At 67.2% G+C, this 329-nt stretch carries 1 protein-coding gene; it reads right to left on the reverse strand.

Annotation, left to right across the window (positions count from 1 at the left end; translation table 11 throughout):
• Positions 1–40: 40 nt before the first annotated feature.
• Entirely contained in the window at positions 41–256 is a 216-nt protein-coding gene (locus JNW98_RS32045; protein WP_223771817.1) for a DUF397 domain-containing protein, read from the reverse strand.
• Positions 257–329 lie beyond the last annotated feature (73 nt).

Raw genomic sequence — 329 nt, forward strand, 5'->3', positions numbered from 1 at the left:
CTGGACTTGACCCATTGCGGGTGCATGGCGGGGGCGCCGCTCATCGGAGTGTGCCGTCCTTGAGGGCGGACACCAGGTCCGCGAATGCGGCCGGAGGCAGACGCAGCACCGAGCCGGTCGGGCGCTTACTGTCCCGGACGGGAACGACGCCGGACAGGGCGTGTCCGGGGGCCCATTCGACGCAGTTTCCGCCGGTCCCGCCGCTGTAGCTGGACTTCTTCCATATCGCGTGGGAGAGGTTCTGGGTCGTGCTCACTGGTGATCTCCTTGAGAATCGCACGCATGCGTGCCTCTGATTGTCTGGGTGACAAGGCGGCGCCCCGCAGTCG

Origin of the sequence: Streptomyces huiliensis (assembly GCF_020037025.1) — a bacterium.
Taxonomy (GTDB): domain Bacteria; phylum Actinomycetota; class Actinomycetes; order Streptomycetales; family Streptomycetaceae; genus Streptomyces; species Streptomyces huiliensis.